Consider the following 20,994-nt stretch of genomic DNA (forward strand, 5'->3'; position numbering starts at 1 on the left):
AAGAGGGCCGCCGATGGCCAGCGCACAGGAGCGCCTGGACGAAGTCCGGGCGTCAATTCAGGACATCCTGAAAACGGGGCAGAGCGTCAGTAAGGGTGACCGTCGGCTGGATCGGGCGGCGCTCGCAAGCCTGCGCATGTTGGAAGAGCAGTACGCCGCAGAGGCTGCCCGTGAGGCCCGCGTCGGCCGACCCCGGCAGATCCGGTTATACAACCGCGGCAAGGGGGCATGATGGGCTATCGAATTCGTGCCAAGCCGGCGCGGCTTCAGGTCGTCAACAGCTATGAGGGCGCCGGCCAAGGCCGTCGCGCGCAGAGCTGGGATGCCCCCGACGCTGCGCTGAACACCATTGCCATTCCGGCCTTGCCAACGCTGCGCAAGCGCTCGAAGGCTGCGGTGCGCAATAACCCCTGGGCCGCCAGCGGCATCGGTAAGCGAGTTAGCAGCCTTATCGGAACCGGCATCACGCCGCGTGCCCAGATCAAAGATGAAGCGCTTCGTAGTGCAATCAACCAGCTCTGGAGCGACTGGACCGACGAATCCGATGCCGACAACCTTACCGACTTCTACGGCCAGCAGGCGCTGATCGCCCGCATGGTCGAAGAGTCTGGCGAGTGCTTCGTGCGGAAACGCTATCGGCGGCCAGAGGACGGCCTAGCGGTACCGCTGCAGCTGCAGATACTGCCGCCCGAGTTCGTGCCGCTGGATCGTAACTTTGTCACCCGCCGCGGCAACGTTGTGCGGGCCGGCATCGAGTTCGACCAGGTAGGGCGCCGCGTGGCGTATTGGATGTGGAAGAACCACCCCGGCGATTCCCGGGCACTGGGTACTAGCTACAACACGTTGAACCGCATCCCGGCCAGCGAAGTGCTGCACATTTTCGAACCGCTAGAGGGTGGCCAACTGCGCGGCATTCCACGATTGGCGCCGGTTCTCCTGCGGCTCAAGTCGTTGGACAACTACGACGACGCGGTGCTGTTCCGTCAGGAGCTGGCCAACCTGTTCGCCGGGTTCATAACCAAGCCCCGGCCGGATGGCCCGCCGGCCATCGACACATTGACCGGCCAGCCGATCCAGAGCGACTCCGATGGCACGCCAATGGTGGCCATGGAGCCGGGCACCATGCAGGAGCTGCTTGAAGGCGAGGAGGTAGTGTTCTCCGAACCCCCGGGCGCTGGTGATACCTACGTGCCGTTCATGAAACAGCAGCTGATGGCCGCGGCCGCAGGCATCGAACTGCCCTACGAGCTGCTCACCGGCGACATGGCCGACATCAGCGATCGCGTGCTGCGCGTGCTACTCAATGAGTTCAGGCGCCGCATCGAGCAGCTGCAGTTCAGCGTTTACGTGTTCCAGCTTTGCCGGCCGGTCCGCGCCGCCTGGCTCGACGCGGCCTGGCTCTCTGGAGCAATCCAGCTGCCCGATTACCAGGCCAAGCGCCGTGACTATCTGCGCACGCGTTGGGTGCCACAGGGATGGGCCTACATGCATCCCGTACAGGACGTGCAGGGCAAGCTGTTGGAAATCAAAGGCGGGCTGGCCAGCCGCAGTGAGCACGCGCTGCGCAGTGGCTACGACGCCGAGGTCATCGACCAGGAGAACGCCGACGACAACGCCCGGGCCGAGAAGCTTGGGCTCAACTACACCACCGACACGGCCGACCTGGCTGGCCAGAAAGAGGAAACCCCATGATGAAGATGACCAACCGCCTGGCGCTGGCGGTAATGCTGGGCGGCCTGGGCATCGACGCCTTCGCCCAGCCGCGCATGCTGAACCTCGAAGGCGCGCCTGACCTGATCGCTGAACACTGGTACAGCATCCAGTCCGCTGGCGAGGAAAGCGGCAAGCCCATCGAGGTCTACATCTACGGCGAGATCGGGTTTTGGGGTGTCACCTCTGGTGACTTCATCCGCGACCTGAAATCTGTCGACGACGGAGTTCGTGAGGTGCATGTGCACTTCGACACCATCGGCGGTGACCTCTTCGACGGTATCGCCATCCACAACACCCTGCGTGCCTTGGGCGAGCGTTGCATCGGACAGATCGACGGTGCTTGCTTCAGCGCCGGCAGCGTGGCCGTCTGCGGCGCTCACAAGGTGCGCATGGCTGACAACGCGATGTTCATGATCCACAACCCCTGGACGTTCATGGCCGGTGACAGCAACGAGCTGCGCCAGATGGCCGACATGATGGACAAGGCCTCGGAAGGCATCGTCGCCAGCTACCAGCATCGAGCGCTGAACATAGACGACGCTGAGCTGCGCCGCATGATCAACGACACCACCTGGCTCACGGCAAACGAGGCCAAGGCCCACGGTTTCGTCGATGAAGTGTTCGGCGACGGCGCGCCGCTGGTGAACAATGCGGCCCTGGGCAAGATCCTCAACCGTTACCGCAACGTGCCTGAGGCGGCGCTTCGGCTGATCGGGGAGGTCGAGCCGGTAGCGCCCGAGCCCGAGCCCGAGCCGGAACCGGCTCCGGCTCCAGCCCCAGTACCGGCTACCCCGGAAGCCGCCGAACTGGCTGCAAAGCTCGCAACCGACTGCGCCCAGGCCGGCCTGAGCAACTGCGTCAGCTACCTGATCAAAGCCAGTGCCTTGGCCAGCGCCGATGCGGTGCAGTCGCACTTCAATCGAGCCAAGGATGTCCGCGCCGCCTGCCTGGTGGCCAACCTGCCGGATGAAGCCCAAGGCTTGATCGAAGCTGGCCTCAACGGCGATCAGGCCCGCGCCAAGTTGTTCGACAAGCTGGCTGCTGCCAGCGGCAATGTGGAAATCAGCAACTTACCCCCGGTAGATGACGGCCCACAGGCCGGCGCCTACCAGCCCCCTGCGCCGGGTGAGGTCTACGCCCGGCGCCGCAAACTAGCCTCGAAAGGAGGAAACAACGCATGACCATCAAAACCGAAGGCGTGTACGCCGGTGAGTTTCTCCTCTCGGAGGCCAACGGCAGCCGCAGCCGCGAGGAGGTGGTCATTGCCGCCGGCTCCGGCATTCTCAAGGCAGGCACACTGATCGCGCTTCTCACGGCTGCAAATGCTGGCCAGGCTGCGGCAGATGCTGGCAACACCGGCAATGGCGTGCTCAACGGCATCTCGATCACCAGCGCGGCCACCTCTGGCACCTATGTGGTGGAAGTCACCTCGGCGCCTGCAGGCGGCGCCAAGTTCGCGGTCGTCGACCTCGCCGGTAAGGAGGTTGGCCAGGGCGTGGTCGGCACTCAATTCGTCAGCCCGGGCCTCACCTTCGACCTCACCGAGGGTGCTACCAAGTTCGTGAAGGGTGACAAGTTCACCCTCACGGTAAAAGCCAACCTCGGCGAATACACCGCCTACGACGACGATGGCACCGACGATGGCCGCCGAGCTGCCAGTGGCATTTTGTACGCCTCGGTGGACGCGACACTGAACGACGTACGCGCCGTCGGCGTGATGCGCGACGCCGAAGTGATCGAGCGGCTGCTTACTGGCCTGGATGCCAACGGCCGCGCCGATCTGCAGGCGAAGAGCATCGTCATCCGCCCCTGATCCCCAGCTGCAATTCCCCCAACTCCCCAAGCCCCGCACCTGCGGGGCTTCGCATTTCTAGGAGCCAAACATGGCTGAAATCACTATTTTTCAGGACGAGGCGTTCGGCGTAGACGCGCTGCTCACCGTTATCAACGAAGACCACGTATTGCCCGGGCAGATTGCCGCCGCAGGCCTGTTCGAGGAGCAGGGCGTTGCGAGCACCGTGGTGCAGATCGAAAAGGACGGCATGACCCTCGCGCTGGTCAAGGCTGCTCCACGCGGTGCCCCTGGCCAGGCGGTCATCGGCGACAAGCGCAGCATGATCCCTTTCAACACCGTTCACCTGCCGCAGACCTTCAATATCCTTGCGGACGAAATTCAGGGTATCCGCGCAGTCGGCAGCCTCACCGAACTGATGCAGGTACAGGCCTACGTTGCGCGTCGTATCGAAAAGGCCCGCCGCCAGCTCGACCTTACCCACGAGTTCCAACGCATTGGTGCCATCAAGGGCAAGGTGGTGGACGCCGATGGTGAGAGCGTGCTGTTCGACATCTTCCAGCGCTTCGACATCAAGCGTCCCGCGGTTTTCAGCCTTGAGCTGGATAATCCCGATACCGATGTGTCTGCCAAGTGTGCCGAGATCCTCGACGCACAGGACGATGCGCTCGGTAACACCACCAGCACCGGCGCGCACGCCTACTGCGGCAAAACCATCTGGGCCAAGCTGATTGCCCACAAGAGCGTGCGCGAGGCCTACCTGAACTGGCAGGCAGCCGCACAGCTGATGGGGGATCGTCGCCAGCCCTTCGAGTTCGGTGGCATCACCTGGGAGCGTTACAAGGGCAAGATCGGCAACACCCCGTTTGTGGCAGACGACCGCGCGCACGTCGTGCCCACGGGTGTGCCGGAGCTGTTCATCAGTGCCTTCGCGCCGGCGGACTATATGGAAACGGTCAACACCGAGGGCATGCCGTACTACTCGAAGCTGGAGATGATGAAGTTCGGTAAGGGTGTAGAAGGCGAGGCTCAATCCAACCCGCTGCACCTCTGCACTCGTCCAGCTTCTATTCGCGAGCTGAAGGTCTGATATGGCCGGCTTCGGCGACGCAATGGCAGCAGTAGATGCTGCTATCGAAAACAGCCTGACTGACGGCACCGCCGACTTCCTTGCCAGCAACGGCACCCTGCAGCGGCAGGGCTTGGCCATCATGCTCGACAAGGAGGTCGAGCGATTCGACCAAGTGGGCGGTGGTGTCAGCCGTGCAGTGACTATCAGCGTGCGTCGTGCTGCTCTCGGGCAGTACGACCGCCAGGGCGCCTTCAAGCTCGACCGCTGCCAGTGGGGTGCCGATGGCAAGACCTGGCATCTCGACGGCATCGTGAGTGATGACGGCGCCTGGATCACCTTCTACGTGGTGCCCTGACATGCCAACTGACATTCAATCCGAAATCATCGCTGAGCTGATCAAGCGGCTGGGTGTTGTCGAGTCGTTCGGTGCCGAAGTCATCGAGGACAACGTGCTGCGGGTCATCGACGCCGAGGACACCAGCGGCCTGCGGGATGACTTCATCATCATCCAGCCCGGCCAGACCGAGGAAGTCGAGCGGCAAACGGGCGGCAGTGTCCGCGAAGCTGTGACGCTGAACATTACTGCGATCACTCGCCGGCGCAGCGCGGGCGCTCTGCTGCGTGATGCCCGGCTCGGCATCAAGTGTGCGCTGCCCGGCCCGAAGGCCGGCCTGGCCACCCAAGGCGTGCAGAAGGCCGACTTCCTTCCTGAAACCCCCATGCCGGCCGGAGAGGGTCGGCGCTGGGCATGCCACGTGATGCCTATTCAGGTCACCTACGTGCAGCCCCTCAAATGAGGAACCCGTAATGCCCAAGATCAAAATCACCCAGGCGTTCAACTTCCACTCTGGTGGCGTGACCAAGCACTACGAGAAGGGTGAACGTGACGTGACCCAGGCTGTGGCCGATCACGCGGTCGCGCGTGGCTATTCGCCAAAACCGGCAGAGCCCGAGGGCGATGCTGCTCCGCCGGCTGCCGAGCCTGCTGCTGCCAAGGCCGCCAAGAAGGCCTGAGCAATAACCCCATTCAACAGAGGTAGCCTCAATGTCTCAGATTGACCGCTCGTTCATCGGCGAGGGCATTGCCTATGCTCGCGCCTATCAGTCCCAGGATCCGCTGCTGGACATGGGCAACTGCGATGCCTTCAACATCGCCTTCGCCACCAACCGCCAGACATTGCCGAACTTCCGTGGCGGTGGCGGTAACCGTAACGTCCGCGAGCGCGTCACCGACGTGACCGCGACAGTTGGCCTTTACGACCTGACCGAAACCAACCTGGCGCGCATCACCCGCTCGACCGTTGAAAACGTCGCGGCGGGCGTGCAGACGGACGAACCTGCAACCGCCGGCGGCGTGGAAGGCGAGCTGATCCCGTTCAAGTACCTGCCCGACCTGTCCAAGCCGGTCACCGTCAAAGGCGCTGATGATACGGAGCTGTCGGCAGGCGCTGACTACCTGCTGACTCCCCACGGCATTCTGCGTACCGCTGGCTCCAAGATCACGGCGGCCGGTGTGCTATTCACTTACACCAAACGGGAATCGAGTGCGCTGCAGATGCTCAATGGTAGCGCGCACGAGCTGGAGATCTTCATCGCTGGCCTCAACGATGCACAAAGCGGGGAGCCTTACAGCCTCCGTCTGCGCCGCGTGAAGTTCGGCATGCTGGCCTCGCTGCCTGTGTTCGGGCAGGAGTACCTGAAACTGGAAGGCCCGGCCGAACTGCTGGCTGACCCGCTGGTGCTGACCAACGACATCAGCAAGTTCTGCCAGATGGATATCGTCAAGGCAGCGTGACGAGCCCGGCCATGGACGGCCGTCTATTCATCCGTCCGCAGCAGACTGTAAGCTTCTGTTTTCTGCGGAGGGAACCCTAATGAAGCAACCATTGATACTTCTACTGCTCATCGCCCTTGCTGGGTGTGGTGAGCCCAAACTGGATGGTAGTAGCGAACAAGCCATGAAGGCCTCGATGGAGAAGGTCAGCTCGAGCCTCTCTGGCGAGAGCAAAGCTAAGTTCGATGAGGCCATCAAGGTGGTGCTGTTCTCCGGTATCAACCTGCGTGAAATCGCCAGCGGCAAGCAAACCGCTGATTCTGTTACTTCCAATGCTTTTAAAGAGCTCGATGGCAAGACTGCAGACCAGGTGGTCGCCAGGGCGGATGCCATAATTGCCGAGCGCCAGGCGCGAGAGCGGGAGCAGGGACTTAAGGAGATTCAAGAGCTCACAGCTGTCGTGGAGAAAGCGGAAGCGAACAAAGCGGAGCTCTCGAAGTTTGTTGTTCAGAGATCCCGCTTCCAGCTCCGCGACAAGCAATATTCAAGCTACAAGGAGCCGATCATCGAGCTGACGGTTTTCAATGGCACTGCTCATCCGGTATCCCGAGCATACTTCAAAGGCACGATCGCCTCCCCGGGCCGTTCAGTCCCCTGGCTCGTTGAAGAATTCAACTACTCGATTGCAGGTGGGATTGAGCCCGGCGAAGTAGCCGAATGGGCGCTAGCACCCAATATGTTCAGTGATTGGGGAAAGGTTCGGGCCCCTGACGACGCAGTATTCACTGTCGAAGTGACTCGTATTGATGGAGCTGATGAGAAGCCTCTCTACGATGCTCGCGGCTTAACCGAGCAGCAACAGAATCGACTGGCTGAGTTGCGAAAGCGATACCAGTAAAAGATATCTAAACCCGCCTAGGCGGGTTTTTTTTCGCCTGGAGAAAACCATGGCCGGCATCAAAGAGCGCCTGATTCAGTTCATTCTGCGCGGGAAAGACGAGCTTTCGCCCGAGGCCAAGAAATCGACCGAGGCGCTCGAAGCGCTGCGCAACGAAGCGGCCTCCCTGAATGAGCAGCTCGATCGCGCAAAAGGCGAGCGCGGCCTGGTGCGTGACATGCTCGCCACCCAGCGGGCGCTCGAGCAGTCGCAGCGTGTGTTGGCCCAGACCGATGAAAGCATCAAGGAACTGCGTGCTGCGCTGGACGAGAACCCCGGTGGCGCTGGTCTGAAGCAATCCTTGAAGGATGCGGACAGGGAGGCCGCGCGGTTGCGCCGTGTTATCGCTGGCCTTTCCAGCGACCTGGGCGCCCATGAGAAGGCTGCTCAGGCTGCTGGCCTGGATACCAGCAAGCTAGCTGAAGAAGAGAAACGCCTCGCCCGCGAAGTTGATGAGGCCAAGAAGGCCCTTAAAGCCAACGGCCAGGAACTGCGCGAGCTGGAGCGCGAGCAGTCAAAAGCAAGCCGCGCTGCGGCGGAGCATGCTGGCCGTGTAGGTGCAGTGCGCGAGGCAATGGCCAGCGGTGCGCGCCAGGTGGTGGCCTACGGCGCCGCCTACCTCTCGCTGAGTGGAATCTTCGGGCTTGTTCGTGGCGGCCTTAACCTGGTGCGCGATGGCATCCGCGCCGTCATCGATGACGGAATGGATAGCGGCTCGGCCCTGGCTCAGCTCGAGGCCGCGCTGCAGTCGACCGGCAACGCTGCAGGCTTCACTGCTGAGCAGTTGCTGGAGATGGCCCGCGGATTCCGCGACAACTCGATGCTCTCCGACGAACAGGTGCAAGCCGCCCAAACACGACTGCTCAGTTACACCGATATTGTCGGTGAGCAATTCCCGAAAGCTATGCAGATCGTCATTGATCAGCAGGAACGCCTGGGTATAAGTGCAGAGGCCTCGGCGGAGACAGTTGGTAGGGCTCTGCAATCGCCGGTAGAGGCGATGACGACCTTGGGCCGGCAAGGTTTCAAGCTAGAGGAAGGACAGAAGCGGCTGCTGCGTCAGTTGGTTGCAACCGGTAAGACCGCGGAGGCGCAGGCAGTCATCATGGACATGATGACCGAAGCCTATGGTGGTGCCGCGGCTGCTGCCAAGCTGAACACAGCTGCCGGCCTCTGGAAAACCATCACCGACCAGATCGGCGACTTCGCCGGCCGGGTGGGGGACAGCGGCGCTTTCGACTACATCCAGACTAAGTTGCGTCAGATGGCTGACGGCCTGGATGCCATGGCCAACGACGGCCGCCTGGACAGGCTCGCGCAGCACCTCTCGGACACATTCACTCGCGGTGCCGAAGCGGTCTCGCGCTACGTTGAAAAGCTAGCCACAGTCGATTTTGAAAGCTTGGCTGACAAGGCCGCCGGGATGGCGAGCAAGATTGGTCCGGCTATTGACCAGACTGTCAGCGCTGGTCAATACGCCACGGCGGCCTTGACGACGGTTTGGAACGTCTTCTCGGGCACGGTGACTGCCGCTGCAGCGGCACTGACGCTGGCCGTTCAACAGACTGTGGGGCGCCTCGCCTTGGCCACCGGCCAGATCGCCAGCGCGTTCGGTGGGGACGACATCAAGGCCAAGGCCGATGCCCTTTACACGTTCCTCGGAGACTTGAGCACAGCATACGCTGTGCAGGCTAAGACCGATTTCGGTCAGGTCGGTGACGCTTGGAGCTTCCTCAACGAGAGCGTGGAACAGAGCGCCTCCGAGCAGACTGAGACGATCAAAAGAGAGGCTGATGATCAGTTCGAGCACATCGTCCAGCGCGTCACCGACATCAACAATGCCCTGAGTCAGATCAGCTCAGTCAGCAGTGTGGTGCAACTCCAGCAGCTCGGCCGTGAAATGTTCAACGCCTATCAGGCTGGGCGGCTCACTCAGGAAGAGTACAGCGCCGGTGTGCTGCTGCTGAACGAGCGGCTCCGTGAGATGGGCGGCGTAGCTAAAGCAACCGGGTCCGAGGTCAAGGGCGCTGCAGCCAGCTTGAAAACGCTCGCAGATGTGCAGGCGGCCATCAGCAGCGCCAAGACCGCCGTCGACATCCGCAACATCAACACTGCACTGAACAAGCTCTACGGCGATGGTGTGATCACCGCCTCGCAGTACAACGAGGAGGTCAAGAAGGCAGCGGCCCGGCAGGCCGAGCTGAAGAAAGCTGTGGAGGGCGGCAAGAAAGCCCAGGACGACAAGAACCAGTCCGACAAGGACGCCATCGTTACCAGCGAGCAGCTACGGCGCGAGTCGGGCAAACGCATGGAAGCCGAGCGCAAGGCTGGCGATGACGCCATGCAGCAGCGCCGCAAAGAGTCCAGCGACGCCAAGAAGGACATGGGCGCCATGGCCGGCTTCTACGACGGCGTGATGAACGCCGCCCGCGGGCCGCTCGCCTCGCTGAGCGCCGCGGCGCTGGAAGCTTTCGACCGGCTGCGCGGCATCAAGACTGCCGACATGAACATCGACACCAGCAGCCTGGATGCCACGGTCGATTCGTTGGGGCGGGTTAGCAAGGCGCTGGGTGACGTACGCAGCCAGATGAACAGCCCGTTCACCGGCCCGCTGGGTCGCTGGCAGTTGGACATGCAGGAAGCCAGCCTCAAAACACAGCAGGCATACCTGGGGCAACAAGCTCAGCTCCAGCGGCTACTCGAGAAGTACCAGAGCGGTGCCCTGAGCACGCGGCAGTTCGAGAGCGCTGCCCGTGGCCTTCGCCGTAGCCTGAGCCTGCTGGATGATTCCGATCTGAGCAGCCTGGACAGTGCCATCAAGTCCGCCCAGGATTCGATGGAGCAGATGGGGCATTCGACCCGCTCGACGCTGGAAAGCCTTCAGGATGAGCTGGACGGCCTGCAGGGGCGCACCGAGGACATCGAGCGGCGCCGGTTTGCCGCGCGCCGCCGTGAACTGGAGGCGCAGCTGGCCGAGGCGAATGCGGGGGGCGACAGCCAGGCCGTTGCGAACGCCAGTAAGGCTCTCGGCATGCTCCGGCAGATCGAGGCCGAATCGGCGCAGCAGCGGCAGGCCGAGGAGCAGAAGCGACGACAGGAAGAGCTGGCGAAAACCAACACGTCTGCAGCGTCGACTCCAAGGCCGGCGGAACAGCCCTCCAAGATTGTCCGGCTGGAGCTGCCTGGCCGGGCACCAGTTGACGTTTCGGTCGGTAGTGCAAACGATGAAACCAACCTGCTCGCCATCCTCGAGGATGCCGGGCTGAGGACGTTGTAAATGCCTAACCAGATCACCCTGGCCGGTGTTGCACTCGACGACCACCACGAGTGGACGGACGAGTTTCAGTGGAGCGCCGTAGAGCAGGAGCAGGAGCGATCGCTAAGCGGCGCGCTGATCGTGCAGGAAGGTGTAAAGCGTTATGGCAGGCCTATCACCCTGGCGGCGAACAACGCGGCCTGGACGCCGCTCTCTGTGGTCAGGCGGCTCGAGGAGCTGCGCGACCAGCTCGGCGTGGTCATGCCGCTCGAGCTGGCGGACGGGCGAGCCTTCCATGTGATCTTCAACCGCGTGGACGGCAACCCGCTCGAGGCGCAGCAACTGGTGCGGGAGGTCGAGCCTGGTCCCGATGCTGATTACCTGATCACCCTGAAACTGATCACAGTCGCGCCGCCGCCTGATCCGGTACCCGACCCACAACCCTGACCTTTGAACCCGCCCCGGCGGGTTTTTTTATGCCCGGAGATTGGCTGGCATGACCATCACTAGCAACGACGTGAAACTGCTGGAATCCCAGCGCCTGACTGATGCCGACGATGGTGGCGGTCGCGCGACTGGCAAGGCCATTGTCGATGGCCAGGTGAACAACCTGTTCCCGGACATCAGCCGGCTTGACCGCACCATCGGCCGCATCAACCTGCGCAAGGTCAGCGCTGGGGTGATGACCGAGAACGCTGACGCCTACCTCGGCGCCCACGGCATCGTGACCCAGGGGCCGGCCGATCCGCGCGTCAACGTACTGCTGTTCAATACCGGCAGCCAGACCGATGTGCGCACCGATGCCCAGGATCTGATCGAGAGCTACGTCGCCGCGGCGTCAATGGCTCAGTTCGACCTGCTCGGCACCCAGCTGGCTGGCCAACGAGCGATCGCCTGCGTGCAGCGCGAGGAGCAGCGCATCCCGGAAAGCGGCGATGTGTTCCAGCTCGCGACCGCCACGGTGGCTCAGTACGTGCGTGTGGTCGGTGTGGAGTCGCGCCTCGAGCAGTTCACCTTCGACTATGGCAATGCCAACTTCGTGAACTTCACCCGGCGCCGGCTGGATCTCCAGCTTTCCGCACCGCTACTGACGCCGTTCCCTGGCGGCCAGGTGACGCCGGCCGGTACCACCGTCACCGCGCTGGATGGCGCCGCCAAGGCTCGCGTGCTGAGCACGCAGGTTGCCGATGCGGCCCGCTATTTCGGTATCAGCCCGCTGGCCGACGCCGTCGCCCAAGGCGCGCTCACTGTGCGCGTGAACAGCGTGTATGCGCAGCTGGTGCCGAGCACTACCAAGGAGTCGGCACTGGTCGACCTGTTGGGCGGCTACCAGCGGCAGCTCTACATCCCAGCCGGGCCGGCTCGTACTGTGAACCTGAGCGTGGCCGTGGGCGCGGTGGCGGGGGAGTCCCGCACCTTTCTCGGTACCGGCTGCGCGCCTGGCACCCTGACGCTGACAGCAGGCGACGGCGTGTTCAGCGACGACAGCAAGGGCGCGCTGCGCTACGTGAGCGGCAGCAACTGGATCACCTCCGGGCGCGTGGATTACCAGACCGGGGAGGTGACTCTGGTGCGCACTGGCAGCAGCTGGGCAGGTAACGCCAGTGCGACCTATCGCCCGGGTGCTGCAGCCACCGGCGACACCATTACCGGGGAGTATCGAATCACCCTAGGCAATCGCGGTTACGTCTACACCCTGAACCTGGCCGGTGCCATCCCACGGGCCGGCACGCTGTCTGTGTCGTACCTGGCCCTGGGCAAGTGGTATGAGCTGCGCGACTTTGGCGATGGCCTGCTGACCGGTGAGGGGGCGGGCACCATCAGCATGGCCACCGGCTCGGTAAGCCTGACCCTGAACGCGCTGCCAGATGTTGGCAGCTCGCTGGTGTACAGCTACGTCAGCTCGGCCGACGACGCCATCAGCAGCCATGCCGGCGCCGCGGTCAAGCCTGAAATCGAGGTGCGCTACACGCTGCCTGGCGGCGGCATCCAGCCTGGCACCCTGACGGTATCGTTCACCGCCGGCACGGCGTTGACCCTGAGCGACGATGGCCTGGGCAAGCTGAGCGGTAATGGCGGTACCGGCACCATCGTCTATGCGACCGGTGACCTAGTGATGAAGCTGAGCGCGCCACCGGCATCCGGGATCGCTTACACCTTCCGCCGCGGCTCTGTCGACGACGCGCCGCTGAGCGTGACCAGCGACGGCAGCGGGGTGGCGACGTTTACCATCCCCGGTGCGCCGCTCAAGCCTGGCAGCGTGCGGATCGACTGGCTGACCACGCGCCGCCAGTCGGCGCCGGCGATCAACTGGAAGGTGATCGAAAGCGGCAACGTGCTCCCGATCTATGACGGCACGAGAGAGGTGAGCAACACCGCCAGCGACAACGGCGCCGGCGGCTGGCAGGGTGGCCGCAATGGCTCGATCAACTACCAGACGGGCCAGTGCACCCTGCAGGTGGCGCAGCTGTATGACTATATCGAATACACCTACAGCAACCGCGCCAGGAACAACACCACTGGGCCGTATACCGAGCCGGTGCTGGTGACTACGCCTGTGCAGCAGCGCGAGCAGTTCGCCGGCACGCTCTCGGCCAAATCCCAGGCTGCCGGTGCAAGCTCGGACGAAGCCACGCACACCCAGGCGCAGCCGCCGATCACGGTCGACCTGCTGCCCAACGTTGGCGCCGCCATCGTGCCCGGCTCGCTGTTGTTCAGCTGGAACGGGTCGCTGTACACCGACCGCAGCGGGATCCTGTACCGCGATGTCTCCAGTGCCACCAATGGAGGTGTGGCGGTGGGCGCCGTCGACTACGTGGGCCGCACGGCGACCATCAACAGCTACGCCGGCAACGCGCTGGGGGCGGTGACGCTGCTGGCCTGCCTGACCGCATCGACGGGCTTTGGCGTAACCGCGGCCACGTTCCGCACGCCGGGCGCACCGCTGCGCGCCGGTAGCATGCAGGTGACCGCGGTGCGCGCCGACACTGCTCAGGTAGTGACCGCCGTGTCCGACCTGAACGGTGTGTTCGCCACCGGCATCATCCGTGGCGCCGTCGACGCCGCCACCGGCATCGCACGGCTGACGTTCACCACCAACCCCGATGATGAATCGGGCGAGAGCGACGTGCCGGTGATCCCACTGCTGACCCGCTACAACGCGGTGGTACAAACGCGCCTGCCGCTCGATGCGGGCCTGCTCGGCCTGGACCCGGTACGCCTGCCGGCTGACGGCCGAGTGCCGATCTACCGGGAGGGTGACGTGCTGGTGATCCACCACACTGCCGAGACCGTTGTGGCGTCGCCGGAAGGTGGTGCCACGGTCACGCTCGCCAGGCAGCAGCAGGCGAACATCGAGGTAGTGGATAGCGACGGCCACGTGCTGCGGGCCTCGTCGTTCAGCGACGACCGCGAGAAAGGCACGGTGACCTGGGCGAACCCGCTGGTGCTGCAGACCGAGAACGGCACGCCCCTGAGCACGCCGCTGATCATTCGTGATCGCGTCGAGCACATGGCGCTGTGCGTCGAGGTGCAGATCACCGGGCAGGTGGGGCTGAGTTCGCCGATACCGTGGGATCTGCCGGCAGGCGAGGCGATGGTGTCCAGCGCCGTGACCTGGGGCGACCTGCAGTCGCGGGTACACACCTGGTTTACGCAGCAGACGTGGAGTCAAGGTGCGCCCAACTGGGCAGATCGGCCCGAGGGCAACACCACGACGGCGAACTACAACCAGCTGAGCTACCCGCCGGTGATCACCAACGTCGGTGCCATTGCCGGCAAGTGGGCGCTGGTGTTCACCAGCAACACTTCGTTCAACGTGGTGGAGCAGCAGCTCGGCGTGATCGCCACCGGCAGTACAGGCAGTGACCTGTCACCCATCAACGCCCTGACGGGCCAGCCGTATTTCACGATCCGGCGCGAAGGTTGGGGCACTGGCTGGGCGGCCGGCAACGCCGTGCGCTTCAACACCGACTCGGCGCTTGGGCCGATGTGGGTGATCCGTACGGTCATCAGCGGGCAGGGCACCGTCAACGATGACCAGTTCAAACTTCAAATTCGTGGAGATGCTGACTAATGGCCGATGCAGTGCTGTATTCGCACCTCGATGTGGGTGCTCCCCCATTGAAGCTGGGGATGGTGGATTCCACCGTGAACGGGGTAGTGGGTTGGTACAACCTACTGTACCCCTGCCTGGTCACCGGCTATGGCTCCGGCGCCAACGCAAAGCCGGGACAGGGGTGGACGCTCATTCATGCCAACCTGCCCAACCACTTCACCCTGAAGTCACCGGATGGGGTGTACTACAGTTTCGGGAAAGGCCCGGGCGTCACTTATGCGTATGCGCCTAAAACCCAGCTCTTTCTCTCGGAGCTGGTGACCGATGCAACTGTATTTCCTCCGGTAGGGACGAATGTCCGCTCTTATCACCACTCCGTGGACTATTCGTCCAACTCTGCTCGGCAATGGGTAGTTCCAGCCAGAAGTTACTCGGAAAGCATGCACAACTGGTTTGTTATCGCCCGGGGCTCCCAGGTGCATATCATCACCAACGGTGCCAGCAATTCCAGCGATGGTATGAGTGGGTACGGGGATACTCCGGGCGCGTCCTACGGCTATTACGGGACAAATTACTTCTTCGGAAACTTCTTGTTCCCAGACCCGGATATCCCCAAATCTGGCCCAGGAAATCACATGGCCTTGGGTGGTTCATATGAAGGTAGCGCTCAGAATTTTAGTTCTGAGGCTAATGGCGGCTACACACTTCAATATGGCACGCGATTGCGTAACCCTTTTACAGGCGCAGTCGAAACAGCACTGATGCCCACCATCCAGGCGTATTGCAGTCTTCCTACGGGTTACCAAGGCAGCAAGCTAGGGGTGCCGGCTTATGCACCTGACATGCAGTTGTGCCCTCATCACGTTTATGACCCTGTTCTCGGCTATATCGCCAGGCTGCCTGGGATTCTTCGCGATGAGTATTACAGCCATCGTAATGCGGCAGAGGTAAGTCGTGCGTTGGGTAAGGGCGGAACACTTGCAGGGTGCCTGATCCCTTTCGATTACGGCGGCGATCCGATGTACATGATCCCTACCCAATGGGGTACGTCTTTCTTCTGCCTGAAAGAGAAATTCTGGAATGCTTAATTTCTGGGTGCTGGCCAAAAAGGTCATTTGGCGGCGGTCTTTTGCCGCTCCCCTTGACCCTAGATTTGGCAAGTACAAAGTGATGGGGAGCAAGGCCTTGATCGAGCTCAGGCCGAAGCTGATCTTCGTACCCATCTCCGTGGAAGTTCGTCGTGAAGGAGAACCTTCGGATCGGTGGCTGGTTACCCTCCAGCGCTCGGACACGAACCAGGCCCTGGCCAACTTCTACGACGGCGGCCCAAATCCCCAGTACCTCAGCCGGGCGGTGATCTATCGCGAGGTGCTGGCCCAAGCCTACGAGTACAGCGAGCCGCGCCTCGGCATGTCGCGCTGGCCAACCCTGAGCGAGACTGCCAACCACCTGCTGTTCAACCTGACCGAAAGCGACGGCGGCAACCAGGTACCGACGGTTGATGCTCGGCTGAAGGCTGCCGCGACGGTCGACTCGGTCTGGTCGTCGCGCGAGACGGTGATCGTCGAGCGTATGGACGATGGGCAGTGGCGGGTGGCCGGCTACGGCCGGACACCCGATGACGGCCTGGGCGACATCGATCTGAAAGTCACCACGTCCGGGACGGTTTACGCGATCGCGCTGGATGACTTCGGCGTTACCTTCGTGCCGGGCCTAGCCGTGGCGGTTGGTGATCGCGTTCGCCCCGCGGCCTTTGGCGGCTGGGTGTATGAGGTGACCGAGGCGGGTGAGCTGCCAGCTGCTGAACCGGAGTGGTGGCCAGCTGTAGGTGAAAACCCATCGCGCCCGCTGGGAACTGCGCGAGCGATCGCCGTGCGCTATTACCGGCCGTTGGCCCATGGCCCGGTGCCTGTCGAGAGAATCTGATGCTTGCAATCACTGTTGGTGGTGGCTGGGGTCGTGCGGCTGCAGCCGATCGCCAGGGCGCGCCTATACCTTGGGGAGCGACCCGGGCGGCTGACCTCGGCGCCGGTGCGCGGTGGGAGATCGCCAGCGTTCAGGACGGCGCCGACCAGGGCGCGGCCTGGGCGATGGTGCCCGCGGCAGACTTGTCGCGCGCTTCGGCGTGGCTCGAGGCCGCGCGCCGCGATGGCGCCGTGCAGCGATCGCCCTGGGTGGATGTGCCGCGCAAGGATGCGCTGCTCGACGTGGGCTGGGATCACACCATACGGCCCGTGGAGCTCGGGCTGCGGCTGATCTACAACCCGATGCCCGCGCGCAAGGAGCTGCTGCTGAGCGTGGGCGTGCGGCGGGTGAATGAGTTCGGCCCGCGGTATGACGCGGCCACTGCTCTGCAGGACAGCCTCTATGTGCCAGGCACTGGCCCGCTGGTGTTCTCGTTCGGCGGGCGGCCGTACTTCCCGTCGACGGCACCGCAGATGTACTTCGACTTTCGGTACGAGCCTGAAACGCGACGGATTCAGCCGGCCGACACCGGCAGCATTGCGGTGCGGTGGTCGACTGCGCGGCGCCTGAACCTCGGGTATCGGGTGCCCTGGGGCAAGGCGCGGGTGCTGGATGGCGCGCTCACTGGCATCGAATACGTGGACTACCCCGGGCCGGTGAAGCCGATACCGGTGCCGCCACCCGATCCCACCATTCTGGATACCTACATGATTGCCAATACCGTCAACCTGGTGGTGCTGCCTTCGCGCACGCCGCTCGAGGCGAAGAACCTGCGCGTCAGCCTGGATGCCGACAGCTTCAGCTGGAAGTTCAGCGCGGACATTTTCACTCAGGCGGCGCTGAACCTCGTTCGCCCTGGGGTCGATGGCCAGCGCGAGGTAGAGCTGGATATCAATGGCTGGCGGTGGATCCTCATCATCGAGCGCTACAGCCGGCAGCTGAAGTTTCCGACCGAGGCCTACAGCATCACCGGCGCCACCCGCACTCAGCTGCTGGCCGAGCCGTACGCGCCGCTGCGCACCTCGCTGAACAGCGCGCCGATCACGGCGCGCCAGGTGGCCGACAATGAGCTACTGAATACCGGCTTCACCATCGAGTGGGACGCCGAGAACGTCGGCCCCCGTGACTGGACGTTCCCGGCCGGCGCGCTGAGTTACCAGAGCCAGACGCCGATGCAGGTGATCGCTCGAATCGCCGAGACGGTGGGCGCCATCGTCCGACCCGCCCGCGACAGCGACACGCTCGAAGTACGGCCACGCTACGTTGTGCCGCCTTGGGAGTGGGGCGCGACGGATGCGCCGGTCGACCGCATCATTCCGCCGGCGATGCTCACCCAGCTCGATGGCGAGTGGACGCCGCAGCCGGCCTGGAACGCTTGCTACGTGTCGGGCACCAGTCACGGCGTGTCGATGCTGGTCCGCCGGGCAGGGACTGGCGGTGACAACCCGGCGCCGGACGTCTTCGACGACTGGATCACGGGCGAGGAGGCGAACCGCGCCCGCGGCGTGCATGAGCTGGCCAAGGGCGGTGACATCGAGATCGTCGGCTTCCGCCTCCCGCTGTTCCACGCGAGTGATGACCACGGCGTCGGCCTGGTGCTGCCCGGCATGCTCTGCCGCGTGCCGGAGCCTTCCGGCTCCTGGCATGGCGCCTGCCTGTCCACCGAGATCAGTGCCGAGGGCACTGGCGCCGTTCGCGTTGCGCAGAACCTGAAGCTGGAGAGGCACTACTGATGGCCACCGTGAACCCTTGGAAGCGCTTCATCGGGCTGCTGCCCGGCGGCGTGCGCACGGTTGCTATCGTGCGCAGCATCGACACCATCGCCGGCATCAGCACCGTGGAGCTACGCACGGGCACCCGCATCGCTGTGCGCGGCGTGGATGTGCCCAGTGGCAGCAAGGCCTATATCGCAGACGGCACGATCACCGGGCCGGCGCCTAACTTGCCGCATCTGGATGTAGATGTTTGACAGCCATGTTTACTCGAAGCCAGGCATTCAGGAAACTTCTCGGGAAAGCAGCCCAGACGGGCTATTCGTGCTCGTTCTGGTAGTACGAGTCTTCCATGGCGCAGCGTTCGCATAGTGTTGCTCCGCGGTGCGCCTCTTGCTCGTCTATAGGGCGTTCGCAGTTAGTGCATTTGGGCCAGTGTGTAATTTGGCCGCACCAGTAACAGCTGGACTCACTCAAAAGTAGCATGTGCACATGGCAAAAGTTGCACTCTTGGACTTCATCCTCGCCATAGCTTCGAAACGGATCTTCATGGATATCTGAAAAATTCTCTGAGAGAAAGTCTGAGGCTGACTCTGTTTGCCCACATGCAAAGCAAGTAAGTCTGAATTCGGATGAATTTATTGATACCTCGTTTGCTACGTCTTCGGGGTGGGGCCTCAATAGTGGGGAATAGCAGGCGTTGCAATTGCATGTTTTAAGAAACTCTAACGCTGCGAGTGGGTAGCTTATTCTTTCCCATTCCTCGGCAATTTGATCCTCGCAATCCTTAAATAGCTCATGCGCGGTGAGCATTGTTGTCCAGGCTTCGCCGAGTAGGGCACTAGGCGATTCATGCAGCTCGTCAGTGATGAATTTTTTTAACATCGGAAACAGTGCAGATATCGAGGCCTGAATTATGGTGACTGGGTGAGTTGGATGAAGATGCTCCAAGTCGTTCCTATAACCTCGCAGGGGGGCTAAGGCGCCCCAATCGTGATAAATGTTCAGGCTTTCGAGCCGGTCCTTGATCGTGTTTGAATCAATTGTGTTTTTCCCATTTGGTGTCGGCATCCAATTCACATTGCCATCTTCCGCCACCCTGGGAAGCACATGTGTATGCACGAATATTAGCGACTTCGCAGACTCAGGTGTTTTAGCGAGAGATGCGATTTTGTATTTGAATAGTAAAAGTATTCCAGCGTAGATGTTTCTGGCGGCGGATATGCAGCGCTCTGGTCTTTTTTTATCTCTACTTGTGATGTAGTCCTCCACACCAAGTTGGATTGATGTAACTGCGTTTCTAAGAAGCTCTTCAACTTTAAAGCCAGTCTCTGAATTTTTCTTCGCCTTTGCGCCCCTTGGCATTGTCTTTCCTTTTTTATCTTGATGGCAGTGAGTGGTTTGCGCCCTTAGTAAATATATAAGGAGCAGTTTCGAAAGGGAATCGCGGCGGTCGAGTGCTCGCCGCCGCAGAAAATTGTCACCAAACCAACATAGCCCACCCCCAAGTAAATTTTTCACCCGGAGAAATCGCATGACCTTGAACGAGATCCGCCTCGGGCCTTTGGCCCAGGCGCTCGCGCTGCTGCCTGCGCGTATGAAAAGTGACGCCGCTGAGATTCAGGTGCTGGCCACCACCCAGCAGGAATCGCCGAACCGCGAGCAGTGCCAGCTGCCGATCCGGCCGGGCAAATGCGGGCCGGCCCGTGGCATCGCCCAGTTCGAGCTTGGCGGTGGCGTTCGCGGTGTGCTGCACCACCCAGCATCGCGCCCGCACGTACTCGCCGTCTGTGCTGCTTTGGGCATCGAGCCCACCGAACGGGCCATCTTCGACGCGCTCCCTACCCAGGATGACGTGCTGGATTGCGCGCTGGCCCGGCTACTGTATTGGACAGACTTGCGGCCGCTGCCGGCCGTGGGTGATGTAGCCGGCGCGTGGGAGTACTACCTGCGCAATTGGCGGCCTGGTGCTTATACGCGTGGTTCGGCTGTTCAGCGCGATCAGTTGCGCAAGAAGTGGACGGTGAACTATGCCCTGGCCATGCAGGCGGTGACGCAGTGATTCCGGTTCAGTACCAGCTGGTCGCCAAGGCGGCCGGCGTTCTGGTGCTCATGGCCGCCGCTGCCGGTGTCGTCTGGTGGGGCATGGCCCCGCGTATCGCCATCGAGGATCAACGAGCGGGCCGGGCAGAGCAGCAGCTGGCTGACGCCCAGGCCATGATCGAGCTGCAGGCCGGCGTGCTGGCTCAGCAGCAACACCAGCTTGGCCAGCTCGCCGACGTCGACCGCCGGATCCAGCAGCTTGGCCAGACCATCAACCGCAATCAAGCCGCGCAGTCGGCTGCCCTCGAGGAGCTCAAACGCAATGATCAAGCCGTGGCTGTATATCTGTCTGGTGCTGTCCCTGGCGACCTTGGCCAGCTGTACGCGCGCCCCGAAACCACCGACCCCGCCGCCTACCGCGGCGCGCATGGAGTGCAGTCTGGTGCCGTGCCGGCTGCCGGGCCGCCAGGCGCTGGTGGTGAATGACGACTGGCGGCGCGCCGTCGACGAGCTGGAGTACGAACTGGGGCAGTGCAGCACCCAGGTGATTGCGTGCATCGAGCGTCAGGCCGCGCAGCGGCCCCAATGAAAGAGAGGCGACGAGCCCGGGTGCGCCAACACCCAGGCTCGACACCTGACCCGCAGAACGTCCCTGCAAGCCAAGCCAAGGCCT

The 20,994-nt window shown here is 62.7% G+C and carries 21 protein-coding genes; 19 read left to right on the forward strand and 2 right to left on the reverse strand.

The window, feature by feature from the left end; translation table 11 throughout:
- The first annotated feature begins 13 nt into the window (after nt 1-13).
- From EPK82_RS14400 to EPK82_RS14480, 17 genes are all read left to right on the forward strand, one after another.
- Nucleotides 14-232, forward strand: a complete 219-nt coding sequence (locus tag EPK82_RS14400) for a hypothetical protein (RefSeq protein ID WP_134677003.1) — start codon at nt 14-16, stop codon at nt 230-232.
- Nucleotides 232-1,692 (forward strand): phage portal protein, encoded by a 1,461-nt coding sequence (locus EPK82_RS14405; RefSeq protein WP_134677004.1) that lies wholly within the window; start codon nt 232-234, stop codon nt 1,690-1,692. Before EPK82_RS14400 ends, EPK82_RS14405 begins: the two co-directional genes overlap by 1 nt.
- Entirely contained in the window at nt 1,689-2,894 is a 1,206-nt protein-coding gene (locus tag EPK82_RS14410) for a head maturation protease, ClpP-related (protein ID WP_134677005.1), read from the forward strand. The genes EPK82_RS14405 and EPK82_RS14410 overlap by 4 nt, the downstream gene beginning before the upstream one ends.
- Complete coding sequence (locus tag EPK82_RS14415) at nt 2,891-3,526, forward strand: head decoration protein (RefSeq protein WP_134677006.1); 636 nt, start codon at nt 2,891-2,893, stop codon at nt 3,524-3,526. The genes EPK82_RS14410 and EPK82_RS14415 overlap by 4 nt, the downstream gene beginning before the upstream one ends.
- 70 nt (nt 3,527-3,596) lie before the next feature.
- Complete coding sequence (locus tag EPK82_RS14420) at nt 3,597-4,595, forward strand: major capsid protein (protein WP_134677007.1); 999 nt, start codon at nt 3,597-3,599, stop codon at nt 4,593-4,595.
- A 1-nt stretch (nt 4,596) separates the two neighbouring features.
- A complete protein-coding gene (locus EPK82_RS14425) occupies nt 4,597-4,932 on the forward strand; it encodes a hypothetical protein (protein ID WP_134677008.1) in 336 nt (111 codons plus the stop codon).
- Nucleotide 4,933: 1 nt separating this feature from the next.
- Entirely contained in the window at nt 4,934-5,374 is a 441-nt protein-coding gene (locus EPK82_RS14430; RefSeq protein WP_134677009.1) for a hypothetical protein, read from the forward strand.
- Between the two features lie 10 nt (nt 5,375-5,384).
- Nucleotides 5,385-5,591, forward strand: coding sequence for a hypothetical protein (locus tag EPK82_RS14435; protein WP_134677010.1), 207 nt, complete (start codon nt 5,385-5,387; stop codon nt 5,589-5,591).
- A 31-nt stretch (nt 5,592-5,622) separates the two neighbouring features.
- The gene (locus tag EPK82_RS14440; RefSeq protein ID WP_134677011.1) at nt 5,623-6,372 is read left to right on the forward strand and encodes a phage tail tube protein; all 750 of its coding nucleotides are present in this window, start codon (nt 5,623-5,625) and stop codon (nt 6,370-6,372) included.
- A gap of 79 nt (nt 6,373-6,451) precedes the next feature.
- A complete protein-coding gene (locus EPK82_RS14445) occupies nt 6,452-7,249 on the forward strand; it encodes a DUF6694 family lipoprotein (protein WP_134677012.1) in 798 nt (265 codons plus the stop codon).
- Between the two features lie 49 nt (nt 7,250-7,298).
- Complete coding sequence (locus EPK82_RS14450; protein WP_134677013.1) at nt 7,299-10,565, forward strand: phage tail length tape measure family protein; 3,267 nt, start codon at nt 7,299-7,301, stop codon at nt 10,563-10,565.
- Nucleotides 10,566-10,991 (forward strand): hypothetical protein, encoded by a 426-nt coding sequence (locus tag EPK82_RS14455; RefSeq protein ID WP_134677014.1) that lies wholly within the window; start codon nt 10,566-10,568, stop codon nt 10,989-10,991.
- 49 nt (nt 10,992-11,040) lie between these two features.
- The gene (locus tag EPK82_RS14460) at nt 11,041-14,619 is read left to right on the forward strand and encodes a hypothetical protein (protein ID WP_134677015.1); all 3,579 of its coding nucleotides are present in this window, start codon (nt 11,041-11,043) and stop codon (nt 14,617-14,619) included.
- On the forward strand, nt 14,619-15,689 hold the full coding sequence (locus EPK82_RS14465; protein WP_134677016.1) for a hypothetical protein: 1,071 nt from the start codon (nt 14,619-14,621) through the stop codon (nt 15,687-15,689). Before EPK82_RS14460 ends, EPK82_RS14465 begins: the two co-directional genes overlap by 1 nt.
- On the forward strand, nt 15,682-16,527 hold the full coding sequence (locus tag EPK82_RS14470) for a hypothetical protein (RefSeq protein ID WP_134677017.1): 846 nt from the start codon (nt 15,682-15,684) through the stop codon (nt 16,525-16,527). Before EPK82_RS14465 ends, EPK82_RS14470 begins: the two co-directional genes overlap by 8 nt.
- Nucleotides 16,527-18,299 carry a hypothetical protein gene (locus EPK82_RS14475; protein WP_244229972.1) on the forward strand — a complete coding sequence of 591 codons (1,773 nt, stop codon included), beginning with the start codon at nt 16,527-16,529 and terminating at the stop codon, nt 18,297-18,299. Before EPK82_RS14470 ends, EPK82_RS14475 begins: the two co-directional genes overlap by 1 nt.
- Nucleotides 18,299-18,535: a hypothetical protein gene (locus EPK82_RS14480; RefSeq protein ID WP_134677018.1), complete on the forward strand. Its 237-nt coding sequence runs from the start codon at nt 18,299-18,301 to the stop codon at nt 18,533-18,535. Before EPK82_RS14475 ends, EPK82_RS14480 begins: the two co-directional genes overlap by 1 nt.
- A 61-nt stretch (nt 18,536-18,596) precedes the next feature.
- Here EPK82_RS14480 and EPK82_RS14485 read toward each other — a convergent pair whose 3' ends face one another.
- A complete protein-coding gene (locus tag EPK82_RS14485; RefSeq protein WP_134677019.1) occupies nt 18,597-19,643 on the reverse strand; it encodes a hypothetical protein in 1,047 nt (348 codons plus the stop codon).
- A gap of 169 nt (nt 19,644-19,812) precedes the next feature.
- Here EPK82_RS14485 and EPK82_RS14490 point away from each other — a divergent pair, with 169 nt between their 5' ends.
- Nucleotides 19,813-20,340, forward strand: coding sequence for a hypothetical protein (locus EPK82_RS14490; RefSeq protein WP_134677020.1), 528 nt, complete (start codon nt 19,813-19,815; stop codon nt 20,338-20,340).
- On the opposite strand, the gene EPK82_RS24780 is transcribed toward EPK82_RS14490, so the two are convergent.
- Entirely contained in the window at nt 20,307-20,606 is a 300-nt protein-coding gene (locus tag EPK82_RS24780; protein WP_167494358.1) for a hypothetical protein, read from the reverse strand. The two genes, EPK82_RS14490 and EPK82_RS24780, sit on opposite strands and share 34 nt — an antisense overlap.
- A gap of 37 nt (nt 20,607-20,643) precedes the next feature.
- Here EPK82_RS24780 and lysC point away from each other — a divergent pair, with 37 nt between their 5' ends.
- The gene (gene lysC / locus EPK82_RS24785) at nt 20,644-20,910 is read left to right on the forward strand and encodes an Rz1-like lysis system protein LysC (RefSeq protein WP_167494359.1); all 267 of its coding nucleotides are present in this window, start codon (nt 20,644-20,646) and stop codon (nt 20,908-20,910) included.
- The last annotated feature ends 84 nt before the right edge of the window (nt 20,911-20,994 follow it).

The organism is Ectopseudomonas khazarica (genome assembly GCF_004521985.1).
In the GTDB taxonomy this organism is placed as follows: Bacteria; Pseudomonadota; Gammaproteobacteria; order Pseudomonadales; family Pseudomonadaceae; genus Aquipseudomonas; species Aquipseudomonas khazarica.

Excerpts from the sequence above, each read along its gene's own strand:
- EPK82_RS14400 (WP_134677003.1), top strand. The coding sequence starts at position 14 with ATGGCCAGCGCACAGGAGCGCCTGGACGAAGTCCGGGCGTCAATTCAG.
- EPK82_RS14405 (WP_134677004.1), top strand. The coding sequence starts at position 232 with ATGGGCTATCGAATTCGTGCCAAGCCGGCGCGGCTTCAGGTCGTCAAC.
- EPK82_RS14410 (WP_134677005.1), top strand. The coding sequence starts at position 1,689 with ATGATGAAGATGACCAACCGCCTGGCGCTGGCGGTAATGCTGGGCGGC.
- EPK82_RS14415 (WP_134677006.1), top strand. The coding sequence starts at position 2,891 with ATGACCATCAAAACCGAAGGCGTGTACGCCGGTGAGTTTCTCCTCTCG.
- EPK82_RS14420 (WP_134677007.1), top strand. The coding sequence starts at position 3,597 with ATGGCTGAAATCACTATTTTTCAGGACGAGGCGTTCGGCGTAGACGCG.
- EPK82_RS14425 (WP_134677008.1), top strand. The coding sequence starts at position 4,597 with ATGGCCGGCTTCGGCGACGCAATGGCAGCAGTAGATGCTGCTATCGAA.
- EPK82_RS14430 (WP_134677009.1), top strand. The coding sequence starts at position 4,934 with ATGCCAACTGACATTCAATCCGAAATCATCGCTGAGCTGATCAAGCGG.
- EPK82_RS14435 (WP_134677010.1), top strand. The coding sequence starts at position 5,385 with ATGCCCAAGATCAAAATCACCCAGGCGTTCAACTTCCACTCTGGTGGC.
- EPK82_RS14440 (WP_134677011.1), top strand. The coding sequence starts at position 5,623 with ATGTCTCAGATTGACCGCTCGTTCATCGGCGAGGGCATTGCCTATGCT.
- EPK82_RS14445 (WP_134677012.1), top strand. The coding sequence starts at position 6,452 with ATGAAGCAACCATTGATACTTCTACTGCTCATCGCCCTTGCTGGGTGT.
- EPK82_RS14450 (WP_134677013.1), top strand. The coding sequence starts at position 7,299 with ATGGCCGGCATCAAAGAGCGCCTGATTCAGTTCATTCTGCGCGGGAAA.
- EPK82_RS14455 (WP_134677014.1), top strand. The coding sequence starts at position 10,566 with ATGCCTAACCAGATCACCCTGGCCGGTGTTGCACTCGACGACCACCAC.
- EPK82_RS14460 (WP_134677015.1), top strand. The coding sequence starts at position 11,041 with ATGACCATCACTAGCAACGACGTGAAACTGCTGGAATCCCAGCGCCTG.
- EPK82_RS14465 (WP_134677016.1), top strand. The coding sequence starts at position 14,619 with ATGGCCGATGCAGTGCTGTATTCGCACCTCGATGTGGGTGCTCCCCCA.
- EPK82_RS14470 (WP_134677017.1), top strand. The coding sequence starts at position 15,682 with ATGCTTAATTTCTGGGTGCTGGCCAAAAAGGTCATTTGGCGGCGGTCT.
- EPK82_RS14475 (WP_244229972.1), top strand. The coding sequence starts at position 16,527 with ATGCTTGCAATCACTGTTGGTGGTGGCTGGGGTCGTGCGGCTGCAGCC.
- EPK82_RS14480 (WP_134677018.1), top strand. The coding sequence starts at position 18,299 with ATGGCCACCGTGAACCCTTGGAAGCGCTTCATCGGGCTGCTGCCCGGC.
- EPK82_RS14485 (WP_134677019.1), bottom strand. The coding sequence starts at position 19,643 with ATGCCAAGGGGCGCAAAGGCGAAGAAAAATTCAGAGACTGGCTTTAAA.
- EPK82_RS14490 (WP_134677020.1), top strand. The coding sequence starts at position 19,813 with ATGACCTTGAACGAGATCCGCCTCGGGCCTTTGGCCCAGGCGCTCGCG.
- lysC (WP_167494359.1), top strand. The coding sequence starts at position 20,644 with ATGATCAAGCCGTGGCTGTATATCTGTCTGGTGCTGTCCCTGGCGACC.